Genomic DNA, 16,574 nt, shown 5'->3' on the forward strand with positions numbered 1-16,574 from the left:
GAGACCGGTGCGCCGGGCAGTTTCCCCTCGCTGTCCGGCGCACCGGTTTTCGTCATGCGCGGGAGGGCGCCGGAGGCGGCGACTGCGGGAGCGTGCGACGGGTGGCGGGCCGCTCCTTCCGCCGGGGCCGGCCGTCGGGTCCAGGGCCGCCCCGGCAGACAGGGCCGAGCAGGTCGGGTGGAGCCATAGGGCTGGGGTCACCTCGACCGGCTGGGACTCGGCCTGGGTGCAGACCGTCGCGTCAACTCGACCTTCCTTTCGCTCATCCTCCTGTGGCCCACGCTCGCAGGCTAGGAGCGGGCGCACCGGCCGGACAGGGCGCACGTTCCGCGCCCGGTCGCGGAAACCGGGCGCACACCGGGCGCCGCGGCGCGTCCGCCCCAGAAGGCGCGTGGCGCATCAGGGGGAGGCGGTTCCGGTGCCGTACGGGTGAGGTGGACGCGGTTTTTGCGAAGCTGGGGGCCGAGCGTTACCGACAGGGAGGTTCACCGTGGCCCGTACCGCCCCCGTATCCGCCCCCGCGTCCGACGACGCGCTCCGCGCCCGGCTCGACGCCGTCGCCGAGCGACTGCTGCACCTCGCCCGTGACCTGCACGCCCACCCGGAGACCGCGTTCGCCGAACACCACGCGGCGGACGCCCTCACCACGCTGCTGGCGGACGCGGGCCTCACGGTGGAACGCGGGACGGCCGGGCTGCCGACCGCCTTCACCGCCACCGCGGGCCCGTCCGGCGCGGACCTGACCGTGGGGCTGTGCCTGGAGTACGACGCGCTGCCGGACCTCGGCCACGCCTGCGGTCACAACCTGATCGCCGCCGCGGGCGCGGGCGCCGCCATCGCGCTGGCGGCGGTCGCCGACGACCTCGGCCTGCGCGTGAAGGCGCTGGGCACGCCCGCGGAGGAGAGCGGCGGCGGCAAGGTGCACTTGCTGCGGGCCGGGGCCTTTGACGACGTGTCGTTCGCGATGATGGTCCACCCCGGCCCGGCGGACGACTTCGGCGGCACGTCCCGGGCCGCGCGCGGGGTGCAGGCGGAGTACCGGGGCCGCGCCGCGCACGCGGCCATCGCCCCGTACGACGGCGTGAACGCGGCCGACGCGTGTGTGATCGCGCAGACCGCGCTGGCCCTGCTGCGCCAGCAACTCCCCGACGGCGTACGGATGCACGGCATCGTCACGCACGGCGGGGACCGCACCAACATCATTCCCGCGCTGGCCCGCGTCAGCTGGCAGCTGCGCGCCGGCACCCTGGACGAACTGGAGGCGCTGTGGCCGCGCGTACGGGCCTGCTTCGAGGCGGGCGCGGTGGCCACCGGGTGCGAGCTGACGCTGACCGAACCGGCCGCCGCCTACGCCGACCTGCGGCAGGACGCCTGGCTCGGCGACACCTACGCCCGGCACGTACGGGCCCTCGGCCGCACGCCCGAGCCCGCCGTCTCCATCGGCGCCTCCACCGACATGGGCAACGTCAGCCACGCCCTGCCCGCCATCCACCCCACCATCGGCCTGGGCTGCACCGCCCGCCCGCACACGGCCGAGTTCGCCGCCGCGGCCGTCGGCGAGCAGGCCGACCGCGCCGTACTGGACGCCGCCCTCGCGCTGGCCCGCACCGCCGCGGACCTGGCCACCGACCCGGCCCAGCGGACCCGGATCACCGAGGCCCACCGGGCACGCGCCTACCGGCCCTCGTCGGCGGGCTCGCCCCCGGGGTGACCCGCCGCGTTCTGCTGCTCCTCCAGATTCGTGGAAAAGGTGTCCCCCTCCTTCCCGACCCGCTCGTCCTCGTCTGGTTCCTCCGTGACGTCCAGCTCGGCGTCCTCGAACTCCTTGACCAGTTCGTCGGCGGCGGAGTCGGTGTGCTTGGGGTGGTTTTCCATGGGGTGGTCCTTTCTCACGGGTCCGGGCCGGCTGTCCGGTGCCCCTCCGGGTTCCCGGACAGGTGGTGATCATGCTTGGAGCAGCGATGACCCGTCCGGCCGTACGGGGCTTCGGGCGGTGGCGTTCACGACGCCCACGAACCGGGCGGGCGCGCCGGCACCGTCAGGTCGGCCGTCACCCCGTAGTGGTCGCTCGCCTGGACCCCGTCCACCGGCTCCGCCAGAAAGTGCGCGCACCCGGACACCGTGAGTGTGGGACCGTACTTGCCGCAGCGCATCAGCACGTGGTCGATACGGCGGCCCCGCTCACCCGGCATGTCGCCGCGGCGCACCAGGGGATTGTCCGGCGTGAACGTATGGCCGGGCACACCGGGACGCGCGTCGGCCCAGGCGTCGCGGTAGCAGACGCTCATGCCCTCCAGCGATTGCAGACCGGTCCAGAACCGCATGCTCGCGGAGTCCGGCGGTGCGTCGAAGTCACCGAGCACGACGGCGTGGGCCCCGGCCGGGGAGCCCGGCCGGTCCGTGGGGGCCTGCTCCTCCAGGCACTCCTCCACGATGCGGGCGCAGGCCACCGCCTGGAGTTCGCGTTCCCGCTCGTACCCGTACGGCCAGCTCGGCTTGTGGTGGGCGACCACCAGGCGCCCCAGCGGCGGGGGCGCCTGGACCTCGGCCGCGACCATGCCGCACCACGGCGTCGCGGCGGTGCGCTCCGTCACCCGCAACGGGTCCGAACGCAGCACGCGCAGCGGCAGCCGGCTCGCGAGGAGGGCTCCCTCGCCGTCCGCCGTCCACCGCGGATGCGGCGCCAGGTGCCACCCGGGGCCCAGCAGTTCGGTGGCACCGTCGTGGTCCCCGTCGCGTACGACCTCCTGCAAAGCGACCACGTCCGGACACAAGCGGCGGACGGCCCCGGTGATGGCCGTCCGCCGTCGGCTCCAGTCGGCGTACCGGGGAGCCAGGGCGTTGAAGGTGAGGAACCGGATGCGTTTCACCGGAAGCTCCGGACCCCGCTCAGCTGGGCAGCGCCGGACGATTCCAGTGCCGGTGGGCGGCCACCGCCTCGGTGAAGGCGGCGGTGAAGTCCTGGGCCGTCGTGCCGGCCGACAGGCGGTCGGTGACGATGCCGGACTCGCTGACGGTCGAGTCGCCCTCGGCCGCCGTGCGCAGCTCGTCCGGCAGCATGCCGGCCAGCTTGGCGACGCTCGCGCCCAGGGCGCCGATCGGCTTGCCGTGGCGGTAGGCGCTGCGGACGAACCGCAGGGCCGCGTCGTCGGCCGCCGCGTTGCCGGAGTCCAGGCCGCCCGGGGGCAGCAGCACCGCGTCGTAGAGCACCGAGGCGACCGTGGGCAGCGCCCGGTCCACGGCGAGGGTGCTGCCGTCCTTGTCCTGGACGGTGCCGTCCTGCGGGGCGATCAGCTCGACGATCGCGCCGCCCTCGGCCAGCGCGTCGCGGACCGCGATGGTCTGCGCGGCGTCCACGCCGTCGGAGACCAGGACCGCGATCTGGCGGGTGCTGATCGAACCGTCCCCGCGGTTGTTCTCGAAGCTCAGGGCGGGGGAGGGGGTGGGCCGCGGCGTGTTCGGGCGCTCCTGCGGCGCGGGCACGCCGATGCCCTCGGCGACCGCGACGGCCAGCGCGTGGTCGACGTACGACAGCTGCTCGACCGTACGGGCCCGTACCTCCTTGGCGCCCACCTTGCCCAGCTCGAAGCGGAAGGCGTCGACGATGTGCTTCTGCTCCCAGTCGGCCATGCTGTGCCAGAACATCGCGGTCTGGGTGTAGTGGTCGTCGAAGCTGGGGCTGCGGCGGCGGATCTTGCGGCCGTCCACGCGCTCGGTGTAGTGCCGGAAGGCCGGGTCGTCGGGGTCGGCCAGGGCGGGGCAGCCGCCGCCGAGGGAGTTCGGGAAGTAGTTGGTGCCCCGGTGGATCTCGTCCTGGTGGAAGCCGTCGCGCTGGTTGTTGCGGACCGGGGCCACCGGGCGGTTCACCGGGATCTGCGCGAAGTTCGGGCCGCCCAGGCGCAGCAGCTGGGTGTCCAGGTAGGAGAAGTTGCGGGCCTGGAGCAGCGGGTCGTTGGTGAAGTCGATGCCCGGCACGACGTTCGCCGTGTGGAACGCGATCTGCTCGGTCTCGGCGAAGAAGTTGTCGGGGTTGCGGTTGAGCACCATCCGCCCGATCGGCTGTACCGGGACCTGCTCCTCCGGAATGATCTTGGTGGCGTCCAGCAGGTCGAAGTCGAAGTCGTGCTCCTCGGACTCCGGTACGAGCTGCACACCCAGCTCCCACTCGGGGTACGCGCCGGCCTCGATGGTGTCCCACAGGTCGCGGCGGTTGAAGTCCGGGTCCCGGCCCTGGGCCTCCTGGGCCTCGTCCCACACCAGGGAGTGCACGCCCAGCTTCGGCTTCCAGTGGAATTTCACGAAGGTGCCTTGACCCTGCGCGTTGACGAACCGGAAGGTGTGCACGCCGAAGCCCTGCATCATCCGGTAGCTGCGCGGGATGGCCCGGTCGGACATCAGCCACATGATCGTGTGCAGCGTCTCCGGCTGGAGCGAGACGAAATCCCACAGCGTGTCGTGCGCGGAGGCGCCCGTCGGGATGTCGTTGTGCGGCTCCGGTTTCACCGCGTGCACAAAGTCGGGGAACTTGATGCCGTCCTGGATGAAGAAGACCGGGAAATTGTTCCCCACCAGGTCGTAATTGCCTTCCGAAGTGTAGAACTTCGTGGCGAATCCGCGCACGTCACGCACCGTGTCCGCGGAGCCCCGCGGCCCCTGCACGGTGGAGAACCGGACGAACACCGGAGTCTTCACCGACGGGTCCTGAAGGAAAGCCGCGCGAGTGAATTCCGCGCACGATTGGTACGGCTGGAAGTAGCCGTACGCACCCGCGCCGCGCGCATGCACCACACGTTCCGGAATCCGCTCGTGGTCGAAGCGGGTGATCTTCTCCCGGAAGTGGAAGTCCTCCATCAGAGTGGGGCCGCGCTCACCGGCCTGGAGGGAATCGTCGGTGTGGTCGACCGTTACGCCCTGGTCGGTCGTCATCGGCCCGGAGGCCGGGTCTTCGGCGCGGAAGCGGTCACGCTGTTCTTGCTTCGGGTCGGCCATCGGATTCCTGCTCCTTGTCTGCCCTGTACGTGCGAAACGTGCTGACGCCCGCACGGCGATTTCACGCACGCCGCGTCCCGCATCCGCGACGGCGCTCCGCCGGGCTGGGTAACCGCCCGGCCGGTTACCCAAACATGCGTTTCGGGCCGGTCGGTGAAGGGGGCGTGGCGACGCGTGACGTCTCCGGGGGCGGGGCGGCCCGAATCGTCCTATGCTCGTGATGCAGACGTTGGGCGTGTGCCGAATGCCTGGTCACGCCGGGCGTCCGGGGAGCTGTGTGCTGTCCGCTCGGTGTGCTTCCGCCGTCTCGGTGACGACGCCCAGACCCCGCGTCCGTTGGGAGAGTGGATCCCGTGAGCACAGCCGTCACGGCTCCGTCGCGACGTCGGCGAGCCTTTCCGGACACGCCCGACGCGGCGGAGACGAACGCCGTTTTCGCGCGCATGGCAGAACTGCCCGAGGGCCCGGAGAAAAGGCGGCTGCGGGACGAACTGACACGTTCCTGGCTGCCGATGGCCGTACGTCTCGCCCTGCGCTTCAGGGACCGCGGGGAAAGCATGGACGATCTGAAACAGGTCGCCGCGCTGGGCTTGGTGAAGGCCATCGGCGGGTACCGCCCGGAGCGTGGCAGCGCATTCGAGAGTTACGCCATCCCCACCATCGTCGGCGAGGTCAAGCGGCATTTCCGGGACTGCACCTGGGGCGTGCACGTACCGCGTCGCGTCCAGGAACTGCGCAATACCGTACGGCTCGCCGTACGCGAACTGGCGGCGGCCTCCGACAGCCGTTTCCCGACCGTCCCCGAGATCGCCGAGCGCACCCGGCTCTCCACCGAGGACGTCATCCTCGGCCTGGAGGCCATCGAAAGCTACAAGACCCTTTCCCTGGACGCCGAGCGGCCGGGCGCCGACGACGATTTCGCGCTCCGTGACAGCATCGGCTTCACCGAGCCGCAGTATGAACTGGTCCTGGCCAGGGAAACGGTGCGCGACGGCCTGCGCGGCCTGCCGGAGCGAGAGCGCCGTATTCTGTACATGCGCTTCTTCTGCGATATGACACAGAGCCGTATCGGCGAGGAACTGGGGCTGTCCCAGATGCACGTGTGCCGCCTCATCAAACGGACCTGTGCCCGCATTCGCGAGCAGGCCGACGGCACCGGCCCGGAGGCGCCCGCCAGTTCGGTTGCGGCATGAGCCGCTGAAATGACATGCGGTCCTGCCTTTCCTGGTAGGACCGCAGTAGCAGTTTTGGACACAAAGGTGGAGAAGGGCCGGCTTTACATGGGCGACTGCCAGATGACGTTCGTTCCCGGGGTGCCGTCGTGGGCCACCCTCCTGACGGGGGACCTCGACGTCGCGACGCGTTTCTACGGACCGCTGCTGGGCTGGCGGTTCGAGGCCGGACCGGACCGGTGGGGCCCGTACGTACGGGCGATGGCCGGCGACACGGCGGTGGCGGGGCTGAGCGCGGCCGCCCGCCACACCGAGCTGCCCAACTCGTGGACCACCTACTTCGGGACCCGCAACGCGGACGACGCGGCCAACGGGGTCCGCGAACGCGGCGGCACGGTCGCCATCGGCCCGCTGGACTTCGACGCGGGCCGGCTGGCGCTGGCCGCCGACCCCGCCGGCGCGCGCTTCGGCCTGTGGGAGTGCCGGGAGAACACCCCGCAGACCGACCTGCAGCCGGCCGGCCCCGGCGCACCGGCCTGGGTGGAACTGCGTACCCGCGACGCGTTCGACGCGGCGCGCTTCTACGGCGACCTCTTCGAGTGGCTCAGCGAGGAGGACGCCGCCACCCCCTTCGACGTGCGCTGGGAGAACGAGCGGGTGGTGCTCAGCTTCGAGGGCCGGGACGCGGTGGGACTGTACGGCGGCGCGATCGAGGCGGCGGCCGACCCGCAGGTGCGGCCGCGCTGGAACATCCACTTCCAGGTGCCGGACATCGAGGAGGCCGTCGAGACGGCCAAGAAGCTCGGTGGCCGGGTGGAGTCCAAGGCGGAACGCACCTCGCAGGGGCCGGTGGCCGAGCTGCGCGATCCCGAGGGGACCCTCTTCCACATCATCGGCGCCCGGACCTGACGGCCCTGCTGCCCCGCGCCCGTACGGACCGCACCCGCGCCCGCTACCGCACCGCGACCAGCACCGCGTCCTCGCCGAACTGCCAGACCGGCGCGGCATGCCGGAACCCGGACCGGCGCAGCAGCCGTATGTGATGGCTCAGCGGCAGGCCGTTGTGCACATGGTGCGGCGTGTGCCGGGCGCGGCGGGCGGTGAAGGGATCGGCCAGCTCAGGATCGGCGGCGGCAGCGGCCCACCAGGAGGCCCAGTCCTCGCGGCAGGCCGTCCGCTGCCGCTCGGCCCGCCGCAGCCCGACCTGCACGGCGACCTCCGCGGCCCGGTCGCCCGCCGGACCACGGAACCGGTCGCTGTTGACCAGCACGCCGCCGGGCCGCAGCAGACCGGCGAGGTCCTGGTACGCGCGGCGCAGCGCGTCCGGCGCGAGGCAGTGCAGCGCCGTCGAGGACACGGCCGCGTCGAGCGGGCGGTCCAGGCCCAGCGCGCGGGCCCAGCCGGGCGCGCCGACCGGCGCCTCGACGAAGCGCACCGCGTCGCCGTGATGGGCCTGCCCGAGCGCGAGCAGGACGGGGTCCTTGTCCACGGCCACGATGTCCGCGCCGGGCAGCCGCCGGGCGAGGCGCGCGGCCAGTGACCCGGGCCCGCACCCCAAGTCCACCACGCAAGCACGGCCCTGATGTGCCGTCTCTTTCTCCACGGCGTCCGCGATGACCGTGAAGCGTTCCTCACGGTCGATCGCGTACCGCTGCTGCTGCCGTTCCCACCGCCGCACCCACCGCGCGGCCGTGGCCACACTCAGTCCCATCCGGTCGCGTCACCTTCACCGTCTCGCACCTGTTGGCCGAAGTGGTTCTCAACCTACAGGTGAAAACGGTTTCCAAACGCGTTCTGTCACTCCAAAGGGGTCAGGCACACGACGCCAGGACGTCCAGCAGCCGGTCGACCTCCTCCGGCGCGTTGTAGGCGTGCAGACTCACCCGGACCGAGTGCTGCCGCTCGCCCCCGCTGCCCTGGCACAGGCTGTCCGAGCGGACCATGAAACCGTGGTCGAACAGCGCGAAGCCCAGGTCGCTTGAGGCGATGGCGTGGTGCCGGAAGGTGACGATGCCCTGGCGCCGCTGGACGTCCGCGTCGGCCGCCAGGCTGCGCCGGCACCCCAGCACCTCGTACGCGGGCAGCCGGCGCAGGCCCTCGGTCAGCCGGGCGGCCAGGGCGGTGGTCCACCGCTCGACGCGGTCGGTGCCGGCGGCGTCCAGCCAGTCGAAGGCGGCCCGCAGGCTGCGGATGCCGGTGGTGTTCGGGCTGCCGTCCCACCCGCCCGGCTCGAACACCGGGCCCCGCGCGTTACGGGCCCACACGGCGCCGGAGCCGGGCAGCGCCAGGGCCTTGTGCCCGGAGAAGACGGCGAAGTCCACGTCCAGGTCCGCCAGCGACACGGGGATGTGGCCGACGCTCTGGGCCGCGTCCAGACAGATCGGCACGTCGGGACCGACCGCACGGCGGATGCGGTGCACGTTCATGTCGCCGCCGTAGACATGGTGGACGTGGGTGACCGCCACGAAGCGGGTCCGCGGCCCGGCCAGCCCGGCCAGCGCCTCCGGGTCGTAGTCGCCGGACCCGGCCTGGTACGGCATCGGGCGGACCCGGATGCGCAGGCCCTGCCGCGCGAGCAGGTCCCGTACCTCCAGCCACGGGACGATGTTCGCCTGGTGGTCGGCGAGCGGGACCACGATCTCGTCGCCGTCCGCCAGGTGACCGGCCAGCCAGTCCCGCGCGACGGCCCGCAGCCCCGCCGTCGCGCCGCTGACGAAGTGCACCCCGGAGCGCTCCGGCGCCGGGTCGCCGAGGAATTCCTTGATCCGCTGCCGGGTCTCCTCGACCAGCGCCGTGGTCCGGTTGGCCCAGGTGTACGTGCCGCGCCCGGCGTTGGCGTTGCCGGTGGTGAGGTAGTGCTGCACGGCGTCCAGCACCGCCTGCGGCTTCTGCGTCGTGGCGGCGTTGTCCAGGTAGGCCAGGTGCGGGGCGGCACCGGTGATGATCGGGAACTGGGCGCGGACGGCGGTGTGCCAGTCGCGCAGTTCCTCCAGCGCCGCGGTGGCGGGGACGTCCATCGTGGTCATCGGCCGTCACTCCCGTACCAGCGGGGCGCCCGCGTCGCGCCAGGCGATGATCCCGCCGCGCAGGCTGCGCACGTCCGGATGGCCCATCCGGGTGAGCAGCGCGGCGTACCGGGCGGACTGCTCGCCGACCGGACAGGCCAGCAGGACCGGGCTGCTCTTGCTGAACGGCAGCCCGCCGCGGACCAGTTCGGCGAAGAGCTCGTCGACGATGTTGACGGATCCGTCGATGTGCAGCGCGGCGTAGGCGAACGGGCTCCGCAGGTCCACGACGAGCGGCCGGTCGCGGTCGAGCCATCGCACGGCGTCCTCGACGCCGATGTCCGGCGCCGCGCGCACCTCGGCGTCGGTCAGCGTGGCGGGGGAGTTCGGCTGGGGCGGCCGGCCCAGCAGCTCGGGACGGCGCTGGCGTACGTAACCGAGGTAGCTCTCGATGCGGTCGCACACGATGAACACGGCGGTGCGGCGCTCCGCCGGCCGGTCCGGGTCCGGATCGGGCGCCGGTGCGGCATCCAGCTCGCGCAGGTGCCGTACGGCGCCGAAGTACGCGGCCCCGCTGGTCGGGCCGGCCAGGATGCCGCACCGCCGGGCCAGCGTCAGCATGCCGTCGAGCGCCTCGTCGGCGGTGACGGACGCGATGGTGTCGTAGGTGCCCGGGTCGAACAGGCCGACCTCCTGCACCTCGTCGATGGTGCGGATGCCGGGCACGAAGTCCGCCTTGTGCGACACTAGCCCGACCACGCCCACCCGCGGATCGTGCTCGCGCAGCACCCGGGCGACCCCGGTGGACGAGCCGGCCGTGCCCACACAGGCGATGAACCAGTCCGGGGCCCGGCCGTCCAGGTCCTTGACGATCTCCGGCCCGGTGCCGTCCACGTGGGCCTGCGTGTTGCGGTCGTTGTAGTACTGGTCGGTGTACAGGTAGGCGCCGCCCGGTGCGGTGAGCTCCTGGTGGAACTGGGTGAGCGGGTCGTCGGTGTTGGTCGGGTCGAGGCATTCGGTCTGCCCCGGCAGCTCCTCGACCTCCGCGCCCAGCAGCAGGAGGAGGTCCTTGACCTCCGGGATGCGCATGCGGTTCGTGACGGTCTTGAAGGGCACCCCGTGCATCCCGGCGAGCACGGCGAGCGCCTTGGCCGTGTTGCCGCTGGACAGCTCGACGACGGTACGGCCCTCGTCGGCGGCCGTGGCCAGGCCCGGCCGCGCCATGTTCCAGGCCGCCCGGTCCTTGACCGAACCGAACGGGTTGAGCATCTCCAGTTTCGCGTACAGATCGATGGTGCGCAGGCCGTGGACGGACGGATCGATGCGTACGAGCGGGGTGTTGCCGATGGCGTCGGTGATGCGCTCGAACCTCATGCAGTCCCTTTCGTCCGGCGGGATAGGTGCGGCCAGTACTGCTCGTCCAGGCACCAGTGCCAGGGCGCGTCCTCCTGGCCGGGTCCGTCCGCCGCCCCCTCCTGCCATACGGCGATCTTGCGGGCGACGGGCTGCTGCTGCGCCTCGTCGGCGCTGAAGTCCATGCAGTACCCGGCGGTGTTGGCGAATGCCAGCAGGTCGCCGGGGCGCGGCGCGGCCGGCAGGTGGACCGCGCGCCGGGTGATCATGTCGGCCTCCAGGCACAGGTTGCCCGCGAGGTAGACCGCCACCGGGCCGCTGTCCGGGCCCGGTCGCGCGTCCCGCGGCACGAGGACGGGGTCGACGAGGACGCCGTGCTCCTCCAGCCCGATGTCGTCGGCGTTCGCGTCGAGACGCACGAGGAGGTGATCGGAGGAGACGCGGTCGCAGGCAGCGGGAACACCGTCGGTTTGTGTACGGCGTACCTCCAGCACCCGCGCCAGGGTGACCCCGCACTGGTCCACCAGCGCGCGGCCCGGCTCGGTGTGCAGCTCGTACAGGTTCTCCAGCAGCAGGGTGGCCAGCGGGCGGCCCAGCGAGGGGGCGGGGAGCGACAGGAGCGCGTCCAGGTACTGGGCGCCGGCGGTCGGGCGGTGGGCGGGGTACAGGGCCAGGGCGCCGCGCAGGGTGCCGTTCTCGTTGCGCAGGCCGTAGGTGTGGCGGCGCCAGGTCATGGGCGGGCGGGTGCCCAGCGCGGCGTTGGTCAGCTCGGTGGTGTAGCGCTGCCACTGCCCGCCGTCGGCGAGGTAGTCGGTGCCGAAGCCGCCGCCGATGTCCACGGCACGCGGCGTGAAGCCCCGGGCGCGGCAGGTGTCCAGGGCCTTGACGCACCCTTCGAGGGCGACCGCCTTCTCAGCAGGGCTGGTGGTGTCGAGGTGGTAGCCCACCCCGGTCAGCTCCACCGCGTCACCGTGCCGTTCGACCGACTTGAGCAGGCCGTCCAGGTCGCCTTCGGCCGTACCGAAGCGGCTCTGCCGGGACAGCAGTCTGACGCCGGGGGCACGGAAGCCGGAGAGCCGCAGCAGGATGCGGACGCGGGGGAGGCCGTGGTCCCGTACGAGTGCGGCGAGCGCGTCCAGTTCCCCCGGGCTGTCGATGTGGACGGCGGTGCCGGAGCGGGCCGCCAGCCACAGGAATTCCGCGTTCTTCGGCCCGGTCGCCAGGATGCGGTCCGGCGCGAACCCGGACCCCAGCGCGTGCTGGAGCTCGCCGAGCGACGCCACGTCCATCCCCGCGTCCGTGGCGGCGAGCCGCCGCACCAGGGCGCTGGACCGGTTCGCCTTGTGCGCGAAGTGGATGACGCCGCCGAGGTGGTGGCGGCGGTAGACGGCCCGGAAGGCGGCGAGGTTCTCGGCGACCCGGTCGGGCAGCACCACGTTCAGCGGCGACCCGAGCCCGCCGGCGAGCGTATGGAGAAACGTCCTTGCGCGCAGCAGGGAAGCCAGCCGGGACTCCAACCGCGGTTCCAGGTACAAGGGAACGTCCATACGGAATACTTCCCCCGGTACGGACCCGAGGCCACCTCGTACGCGGAACCGGCCGGGCGCACCGGCCGCGGCGGGCGGCCGGTACGGGCCCTCACACGGCGGCGGTCCGGGACTCCGCCAGGTGCCGGACGCCGGACCGTACGGCCCAGAAGAAGACCGCGAGCGCGAAGGCCGCCACGACCAGCGAGTCGTACGGAGCGGGCAGCAGGCCGGAACCCTCGAAGCTGCCCAGCCAGGACAGCAGGGGCAGCACCGCCAGATACGCCACCAGCCAGGCACCGGTGCGCAGTTCGGCGAGCAGGGGCAGCCGCCGCCCGGCGCCGTCCCGGTCGCCCACGGCGTCCGCCGCGCCGTCCCCGGAGCGCCGCATCGCCAGGAAGATCAGCAGCCCGGCGAGGACCAGCGGCAGCGCCAGCCGCAGGTTGTGCCACCCCGACCAGTACACGAATTCGCTGGCCACCACGAAGCTCACCGGCGCGATCCAGCGCAGGCCCGGCACCCAGCCCGACGTTCTGCTCCCGGGGTCGGCGAGGAAGACCGCCGCGGCGACCGCGGACGCCCCGTAGATCAGCAGGTACATGTTGCCCATCACACTGACGATGTCCTGCCAGCCCCCGAACGGCAGCAGGAAGATCACGATCACCGCGAGGTTGAGCACCAGCGCCCGGCGCGGCACGCCGAACCGCTCGTTGACCGTCATGAAGAAGCGGGGCAGGGTGCGGTTCTTCGCGAGCGCGTAGGTGTGCCGGGCGTTGATCGCCACGCCCACGTACGCGGAGCCGCCGGGGGAGATCACCGCGTCCGCGTACAGCAGGCTGGACAGCCAGTGCAGGTTGAGGATCAGCGCCAGCTGCCCGAAGGGGGACTCGAAGGACACGCCCTTCCAGCCGCCGCCGAGCAGGTGCTCGGGGACGGTGAAGAGGAACGCCACCTGGAGGGCCAGATACATGGCCACCGCCAGGGCAATGCCGGTCAGGACGGCCGCGGGAATCGTCTTGCGGGGGTTGCGGGCCTCGCCCGAGAAGTCCAGCGGCGCCTGGAACCCGTTGACCGAGTAGACGATGCCGCCGCCGGCCAGCGCGGTCAGGCAGGCGGCGTACCCGTACGGCGCGAAGCCCCCGTGATCGGTCAGGCGCCCTTCGTGCCAGCCGGAGGCGATGAGCGCGATCACGGTGATTACCGGGACCGCGATCTTGAACACCGTGACCAGGTTGTTCAGCCGCGCGAACATCCGCACCGCGTACCAGTTCAGCGCTGTCAGGACCACGCTGAGCGCGGCGGCGACACCGACCCCGGCCAGGGTCAGGGTGTGGCCGCTGTAGAGGCCCGGCACATAGTGCGCGGCGTACTGCATGATCGCGCTGATCTCGGCCGCGGTGCCGCCCACCGAGAGCAGCACCGACCAGCCCACCAGCGTGCCGACCAGCCGCCCGTTGGCGAACAGCGGCCAGCGGACCGTGCCGCCGCCCTCGGGCCGTGATGCGCCCAGCTCCACCATGACCAGGGCGACCAGCGCGCACAGCAGCCCCGCGCCGATCCAGGACAGCAGCGAGGCGGGGCCCGCCGTCTGCGCCGCGTACAGGGCGGCGAACAGCCAGCCGGACCCCACGATGTTGGAGAACCCGATCGCGGTGAGCCCCCAGAACCCCAGGTCGCGGCGCAACCGGCGCTCCTGCGCCAGCACCGCTGGCGCACCGGCCCCGTCGACCTCACCCGTCACCTGACGTTCCGACACCGCACTTCCTCCCTGCTCCGTTACCGACGGCTCATGACCGTCCGCATGCGGATTCTGCCGTTCCATGGCGGGAAAAGCGCACGTCACCACGCGCGGCCGGGGGGACGGGTGTCCGATTTGCCGAGGGCATGGGCGCCCGATATGTGGCGCGAAGGCAGGAGATGCCGGGCGGTCACAGGGCGGCCCGCCCGCCGGAGAGGAAGAAGATGACGGCTGTATGAAATCTGCGGCGGCCGGTCGGCCGGCCGTGCCGCGACGGCGTACGGCGTCGTACGGCGGGGCGCGGGCACCGACACACCGCGCCCCGCCGCACCACCCGGTCCTGTCAGCTGCGCAGCGGGCCCTCGCAGGTGTAGGACGCGCTCCCGGCCCGGCCGTCGGACCAGATGTCCACGGCCCCGAAGGAGCAGTTCATGTCGGCCAGGTTGTTGGCCGCGGCACCGGCCCGGTCCAGCAGGAAGTAGTCGACGGTCTCCGACATGTCGGCGAAGACCCGGTCCGGGTCGCGGGCGTCGGAGAGGTTGGCGGTGATCCGGCCGGTGCAGGTGAAGCGGGACCGCCCGGCGGGCTCCCCGGTGCCCGTACAGGCCGGGGTGTTGTACGTGGCCTTGGCGAAGGCCGCCTGGACCTCGGACGCCTCGGCGAACCGCAGCGACCCGTTGGGCGTGAAGGTGGTGTCCGGTACGTACAGGTCGTCGGCCTGCGGGATGTGGGCGTCGAGGAAGGCGTCGTACGCGCGTTGCAGCCCGCCGTCCGCGCCCAGCCGGGTCCGCCACGCGTCGAAGCCCTTCGGGTCGTCGGCGCGCTGGTAGCCGTACATCTCCCGGAGCAGTGACGGGCGCTGCTGCCACAGGAACTCGAAGAACGTTCCGGCGTAGTTGTAGAAGCGGAAGCCGTCACCGGCGTACGTGGAGTGCAGCAGCCGGTCGACGCTCATCCGGGGACCGCCGTTCGCGGTGTCCGCGATCACGCCCTTGACCAGGGATTTGCGCACCTTCACCCCGTCGTCGCGGGTGCCCCCGGCGAAGAACTCGGCGGTGCCCTCGTCCATCGCGGTGGTCAGGTCACCGGTGTACCAGGGCCCCTCGCCGAAGCTGCCCGGCACGGCCCAGCGGCCGTTGAGGTAGTGGGTGTACTCGTGCCGGAACAGCTCTTCGAGGGTGAGCGAGGAGTCCTGGGGGACGCGGCGCTGGTAGGTGTAGAAGGTGGCGCCGTTCTCGATGTAGACGCCGCCGTTGTTCGTGCCCATGCCGGTCAGCAGCGGGTGCATGATCTCGTACTCGGCGCGCGAGGCGTACAGATGGACGTGCAGCGTGGTGTTGGTGTCGCCGGCCAGCGGCGTGTCCGTGCCGAGCACCCGGAAGAACTGCGCCTTGACCTGCTTGCTCGCGTAGTAGAGCTGGTCGACGGTGGTCCGGTCGAGCGCGGTGCGCACCTCCAGGGCGCCCCGGTCGTAGGTGTACGTGGACGGGAAGATCTCGCGTTCGAGCTGCGCCCGGCAGACGCCGTGCCGCTCACAGTCGCCGAAGAAGTTCAGCCAGCCCGCCACACTGGCCCACGGGGCGCTGCGGCGGCCGAAGTTGGACTCCGCGACGGTGAGCAGGCTGCCAAGATCGCTCACGACGGCGGGCTTGAGGGCGTCGATCTGACCGAAGCGGCCGTACTCGCCCAGCGCGTCGCGCACCGCCCAGGCGTTGGCCGTGCCTTTCAGGTGGGTGTGGCCTGAGAAGGCGCGGAAGTCGGCGCGGTATGCCGCGTCGGCGGTCACCGCGGCCCGGAAGGCCGTGTCGTTGTTGCCCGGGTACACGCCGAGGTAGTTGACGGTGAGCGCGGCGAGGGCGGCACCGCCCCACATCGGGTCCGTGGCGGTCGGCTTGCCGGGGCCCATGGTGGCCAGCACCCGTCTCACCAGCGGGAGTTGGTGCTGCCGCAGGCCCGGCGCGCTCGCGGTGGTGAGGGCTTCGCGCAGTGTCTCGGCGTTGTGCCGGGTGGGCTCGAAGGTGCGGGACGCGGTCCCGTACGCGGCCACGGCCGCCCGCATCGCCTCGACCGTCGGGGCGTCCGTGACGTCGATCTCGTCGCGCGAGAAGTCGTGGTAGACGACCGCGTGCAGGTAGGTGAACAGCTCGTACAGGTGGGTGGCGTCGGTGCCGTCGTGGTTCGGCGCGAGCGCGCTGATCCGGTGGGCGACGGCCTGGACGTGCGGCCGTGACATCACCGGGGCGAGCCGTGCGTCCCAGGTCCAGATCAGCCCGCGCAGGCAGCCCTCGGCGGTGACGGCCGGATCGGTGAGGAAGTCCGCCAGGGCTTCCGGGCCGAGGCGGGTGAGGGCGTCGAGGGTGCAGGCGGGCGCGGTGCCCGTACGGGGTCCGTCGGGGGCGCTTCCCGACAGGTCGCCGGGGGTGTGGCCGCGGGGCACGCGGCCGTTGCCGGGCGGTAGGTCGCGTGCCGTTGGCCGCGGTGCGTCGGCCAGCCGGTCGGCCCGGTCGGTGTCGTGCCGCCGGTCCGTGGCGTCGTGGGTGGGGTCGACCGTCGGCGCGACGGCCGTCGGCCGGCCGGGCGCCGCGCCGTGGGCGGCCTGCGCCGCGGGAAGGAGGAGGCCCGCCGAAAGAACGGCACTCAGCAGACCCTTGCGCACAGTGTGTAACGGAAACACCGGCTGCTCCTGGGTAGAGGGTGTGGGGGCAGATGCGGAGCCGTGCGGCATCAACTACCGCGCGGAGGTGGGCAGTTGACTGCCCGACGGGCCGCGGCGCGCCCCCGTAACCTAGTA

12 protein-coding genes are annotated in these 16,574 nt (G+C 72.3%); 3 read left to right on the forward strand and 9 right to left on the reverse strand.

Annotation, left to right across the window (positions count from 1 at the left end):
• Positions 1 to 490 precede the first annotated feature (490 nt).
• On the forward strand, positions 491 to 1,711 hold the full coding sequence (locus ADK86_RS21385) for an amidohydrolase (protein WP_063789049.1): 1,221 nt from the start codon (positions 491 to 493) through the stop codon (positions 1,709 to 1,711).
• On the opposite strand, the gene ADK86_RS21390 is transcribed toward ADK86_RS21385, so the two are convergent.
• From ADK86_RS21390 to ADK86_RS21400, 3 genes are all read right to left on the reverse strand, one after another.
• A complete protein-coding gene (locus ADK86_RS21390) occupies positions 1,675 to 1,875 on the reverse strand; it encodes a hypothetical protein (protein WP_053698022.1) in 201 nt (66 codons plus the stop codon). The genes ADK86_RS21385 and ADK86_RS21390 overlap by 37 nt on opposite strands.
• Positions 1,876 to 2,000: 125 nt before the next feature.
• Positions 2,001 to 2,870, reverse strand: a complete 870-nt coding sequence (locus ADK86_RS21395) for an endonuclease/exonuclease/phosphatase family protein (RefSeq protein WP_053698023.1) — start codon at positions 2,868 to 2,870, stop codon at positions 2,001 to 2,003.
• Between the two features lie 19 nt (positions 2,871 to 2,889).
• Positions 2,890 to 4,989 (reverse strand): catalase, encoded by a 2,100-nt coding sequence (locus ADK86_RS21400; protein WP_053698024.1) that lies wholly within the window; start codon positions 4,987 to 4,989, stop codon positions 2,890 to 2,892.
• A gap of 443 nt (positions 4,990 to 5,432) precedes the next feature.
• Here ADK86_RS21400 and ADK86_RS21405 point away from each other — a divergent pair, with 443 nt between their 5' ends.
• Both ADK86_RS21405 and ADK86_RS21410 read left to right on the forward strand, forming a co-directional pair.
• Positions 5,433 to 6,182, forward strand: coding sequence for a SigB/SigF/SigG family RNA polymerase sigma factor (locus tag ADK86_RS21405; protein ID WP_033027213.1), 750 nt, complete (start codon positions 5,433 to 5,435; stop codon positions 6,180 to 6,182).
• A gap of 54 nt (positions 6,183 to 6,236) precedes the next feature.
• Positions 6,237 to 7,070 (forward strand): VOC family protein, encoded by an 834-nt coding sequence (locus ADK86_RS21410; protein WP_234345957.1) that lies wholly within the window; start codon positions 6,237 to 6,239, stop codon positions 7,068 to 7,070.
• A 43-nt stretch (positions 7,071 to 7,113) separates the two neighbouring features.
• On the opposite strand, the gene ADK86_RS21415 is transcribed toward ADK86_RS21410, so the two are convergent.
• The 6 genes from ADK86_RS21415 to ADK86_RS21440 form a co-directional block, all read right to left on the reverse strand.
• Positions 7,114 to 7,872 (reverse strand): class I SAM-dependent methyltransferase, encoded by a 759-nt coding sequence (locus ADK86_RS21415; protein ID WP_053698026.1) that lies wholly within the window; start codon positions 7,870 to 7,872, stop codon positions 7,114 to 7,116.
• A 100-nt stretch (positions 7,873 to 7,972) separates the two neighbouring features.
• A complete protein-coding gene (locus ADK86_RS21420; protein WP_053698027.1) occupies positions 7,973 to 9,187 on the reverse strand; it encodes an aminotransferase class V-fold PLP-dependent enzyme in 1,215 nt (404 codons plus the stop codon).
• A 6-nt stretch (positions 9,188 to 9,193) separates the two neighbouring features.
• Positions 9,194 to 10,540 carry a pyridoxal-phosphate dependent enzyme gene (locus ADK86_RS21425; RefSeq protein WP_030594788.1) on the reverse strand — a complete coding sequence of 449 codons (1,347 nt, stop codon included), beginning with the start codon at positions 10,538 to 10,540 and terminating at the stop codon, positions 9,194 to 9,196.
• The gene (locus ADK86_RS21430) at positions 10,537 to 12,066 is read right to left on the reverse strand and encodes a diaminopimelate decarboxylase (RefSeq protein ID WP_053698028.1); all 1,530 of its coding nucleotides are present in this window, start codon (positions 12,064 to 12,066) and stop codon (positions 10,537 to 10,539) included. The genes ADK86_RS21425 and ADK86_RS21430 overlap by 4 nt, the downstream gene beginning before the upstream one ends.
• Positions 12,067 to 12,157: 91 nt before the next feature.
• Positions 12,158 to 13,801 carry an APC family permease gene (locus tag ADK86_RS21435; RefSeq protein ID WP_078952160.1) on the reverse strand — a complete coding sequence of 548 codons (1,644 nt, stop codon included), beginning with the start codon at positions 13,799 to 13,801 and terminating at the stop codon, positions 12,158 to 12,160.
• Between the two features lie 325 nt (positions 13,802 to 14,126).
• On the reverse strand, positions 14,127 to 16,508 hold the full coding sequence (locus tag ADK86_RS21440; protein ID WP_078952161.1) for a collagenase: 2,382 nt from the start codon (positions 16,506 to 16,508) through the stop codon (positions 14,127 to 14,129).
• Positions 16,509 to 16,574: the final 66 nt, after the last annotated feature.

The organism is Streptomyces sp. NRRL F-5755 (genome assembly GCF_001279365.1).
In the GTDB taxonomy this organism is placed as follows: domain Bacteria; phylum Actinomycetota; class Actinomycetes; order Streptomycetales; family Streptomycetaceae; genus Streptomyces; species Streptomyces rimosus.

Bases quoted from the DNA above. Each gene is read 5' to 3' on its own strand.
- ADK86_RS21390 (WP_053698022.1), bottom strand. From the start codon at position 1,875: ATGGAAAACCACCCCAAGCACACCGACTCCGCCGCCGACGAACTGGTC.
- ADK86_RS21400 (WP_053698024.1), bottom strand. From the start codon at position 4,989: ATGGCCGACCCGAAGCAAGAACAGCGTGACCGCTTCCGCGCCGAAGAC.
- ADK86_RS21405 (WP_033027213.1), top strand. From the start codon at position 5,433: ATGGCAGAACTGCCCGAGGGCCCGGAGAAAAGGCGGCTGCGGGACGAA.
- ADK86_RS21415 (WP_053698026.1), bottom strand. From the start codon at position 7,872: ATGGGACTGAGTGTGGCCACGGCCGCGCGGTGGGTGCGGCGGTGGGAA.
- ADK86_RS21420 (WP_053698027.1), bottom strand. From the start codon at position 9,187: ATGACCACGATGGACGTCCCCGCCACCGCGGCGCTGGAGGAACTGCGC.
- ADK86_RS21425 (WP_030594788.1), bottom strand. From the start codon at position 10,540: ATGAGGTTCGAGCGCATCACCGACGCCATCGGCAACACCCCGCTCGTA.
- ADK86_RS21430 (WP_053698028.1), bottom strand. From the start codon at position 12,066: ATGGACGTTCCCTTGTACCTGGAACCGCGGTTGGAGTCCCGGCTGGCT.
- ADK86_RS21440 (WP_078952161.1), bottom strand. From the start codon at position 16,508: ATGCCGCACGGCTCCGCATCTGCCCCCACACCCTCTACCCAGGAGCAG.